We start from the raw sequence: 1,405 nt of genomic DNA on the forward strand, positions 1-1,405 counted from the left end.
GGAAGGCCTACCCTGAACCTACCCTGTACCATCGGGGGGCGGCGGCAAGGGCATAAGAAATACGTGGGCTGGCTGCTGGCAGGCCTGGGGGCGCGCTGGTGCCGAGAAACCCGGCGCCGAGAGGGGGGGGTGGTGCGTTGTTGGAAATGTATGTTCGTGAGTCGATTTTTTGGATTTGCCATACAAATGAATTTTGCGGGAAATCAAAAGTGGCCAACGAGTGCCGGGTGGCGGGGGCGCCCCACCAGAGAGCTCGGAGGGTATGTGAGAGCGGGTGGCCAGTCGAGCAATCGGCCGGCCACAACACAACCGCAATCAAACAACTGTACCATATCTTGAAGACTTTCATTGCGTGGTCCCTTGAACAGGCTTGCAGGCTCCGGTCTCGCTAGCGAGGGATTCATAGTGTTGGTCGGCCCCCACGAAACCGGTCGCTCAGGCTTCACGGCGTACTGGGGATGCCCTGAAGGCGACGAATGCCCCGGCAATCGCCGCTGTAGGGATGGGTTCTGTGGATTACTGGCCTCTGGCGAGTTCTACCATCGAGCAACGGAAGGCAACCACGCCCGCCGGACGCCGCAATGGCTGAAGTCGGGCGCTGAGTCCTTCTCCTGGCGTGCCCCAGGCCACACGCCGCCCGTTCGGGCTCAGTGTGGTCGACGGCTTCGCTGGGGAACACATGAGTGGGAAAGCGGATTGCCGGCTCGCACGGCGCCCACGGCTCCTGCCGCAGGTGCTTTGCCCGGCGCGTCTCCGGACGCCACCCAGTGAACTTGACATCTCTCCGGCGCTGCTCGCAGCACCGGTTGCCGTTTTTCCGCGGCGGACGATAGTTATCTGGTTGATTCTGCCAGTAGTCATATGCTTGTCTCAAAGATTAAGCCATGCATGTCTAAGTATAAGCAATTATACAGCGAAACTGCGAATGGCTCATTATATAAGTTATCGTTTATTTGATAGTACCTTACTACTTGGATAACCGTGGTAATTCTAGAGCTAATACATGCTAAAAATCCCGACTTCGGAAGGGATGTATTTATTAGATTAAAAACCAATGCCCTCTGGGCTCTTTGGTGATTCATGATAACTTCTCGAATCGCACGGCCTTGCGCCGGCGATGGTTCATTCAAATTTCTTCCCTATCAACTTTCGATGTTTGGGTATTGGCCAAACATGGTTGCAACGGGTAACGGAGGGTTAGGGCTCGACCCCGGAGAAGGAGCCTGAGAAACGGCTACTACATCCAAGGAAGGCAGCAGGCGCGCAAATTACCCAATCCCGACACGGGGAGGTAGTGACAATAAATACTGATACAGGGCTCTTTTGGGTCTTGTAATTGGAATGAGTACAATTTAAATCCCTTAACGAGGAACAATTGGAGGGCAAGTCTGGTGCCAGCAGCCGC

1 rRNA gene is annotated in these 1,405 nt (G+C 55.2%); it reads left to right on the forward strand.

What is annotated here, in order from left to right:
- Window positions 1-829 precede the first annotated feature (829 nt).
- Window positions 830-1,405, forward strand: a 16S ribosomal RNA gene (locus AB0F11_RS38200); the annotation flags it as partial.

Source organism: Streptomyces sp. NPDC032472, from assembly GCF_040636955.1.
GTDB lineage: Bacteria > Actinomycetota > Actinomycetes > Streptomycetales > Streptomycetaceae > Streptomyces.